Below are 1,189 nucleotides of genomic sequence, written 5' to 3' on the forward strand. Positions count from 1 at the left end.
GTAAGACGGTGAGCATTGGTCGGATCCTTGAAGTGATCAAGGGCATTTCCGAACAGACCAACCTACTAGCGCTCAACGCCGCTATCGAGGCTGCGCGGGCGGGCGAGGCAGGTCGCGGTTTCGCTGTGGTGGCGGATGAAGTACGCAGTCTTGCCTACCGCACTCAGATATCGGCACAAGAAATTCATACGATGATTGAGGAGCTTCAGGTCGGCGCTCGTGAGGCGGTTTGCACTATGAGCGAAAGCGAGCGCTATAGCCATGAAGGTGTGGTTATCGCCAACCAGGCTGGCGAGCGACTAGGGAGCGTTACTCAGCGTATTGGCGAAATTGATGGCATAAATCAGTCTGTAGCCACTGCTACTGAAGAGCAGACCGCTGTAATCGACTCGTTGAATATGGACATCACCGAGATCAAATCCCTCAACCAAGAAGGCGTGGAGAATCTCCTGGCCACCTTGCTCGCCTGTGATGACCTTGAGCAACAAGCCAGCCGACTCAAACATCTGGTGGATAGCTTCCGTACTTAAGTTGAATACATCGAACGCTGCTGATTATTAATAGTTTTTCCTGCTCAGTGGGAACCCTGAGTTCTTGATACTGAGGGCCCATTGAGCAAACTGAATCGCATCGCGTTTCGGATGTATCTCCTTGCCTTAAACGAGGCCAACTCAAAAAGCCATGAGCAAATCGAACTACTTCGAGGCATTAAAATTCAATCACTCGATCAACAATATCCGACCTTTACGTGACCCGGGTTAACGATGGAACGAACTACACATAATGCTGCCTTTCTCAATCGGGTGATTCACCTACAAGCATCGTTCCTCGCAGGCCTGGGCGGAAACGAAAAGCCTATCTCACGTTTTTGTCGGAGCTAAGTGTTCATGCGCGTGAATTTCTGCGTAATAGACTTCAGCGTCAACCAAGTGATATCGAGGACTTGCTACAAGAAACATTCTTGGCCGTGTATAGCAGGCGCGAAACGTACCTCCCAGATCAACCAGCGACGGCTCAGGTATTTGCCATTGTGCGCTACAAACTCGCTCGAGGTGGGCGCGTCATGATGCGTTTCACGACTCGCTAGACAATACAGCTGCCTGCCAGTGATTGAGCAGAGTTTGCAGCACTTAACGTTGATGAGCTTTATATCCTCGCACTTTGCAGGCGAGCCTCCCTTACATGAAAC

The 1,189-nt window shown here is 50.7% G+C and carries 2 protein-coding genes; both read left to right on the forward strand.

The genetic code is table 11. The features are described from left to right. Nucleotides 1-530: methyl-accepting chemotaxis protein (locus AC1DVH_RS31455; protein WP_477757069.1), on the forward strand; the 530-nt coding region annotated here is incomplete at its 5' end. Nucleotides 531-967: 437 nt separating this feature from the next. After that, nucleotides 968-1,087 carry a hypothetical protein gene (locus AC1DVH_RS31460; RefSeq protein ID WP_477757070.1) on the forward strand — a complete coding sequence of 40 codons (120 nt, stop codon included), beginning with the start codon at nt 968-970 and terminating at the stop codon, nt 1,085-1,087. Nucleotides 1,088-1,189: the final 102 nt, after the last annotated feature.

It is taken from the genome of Pseudomonas sp. P4_C3 (genome assembly GCF_056402075.1).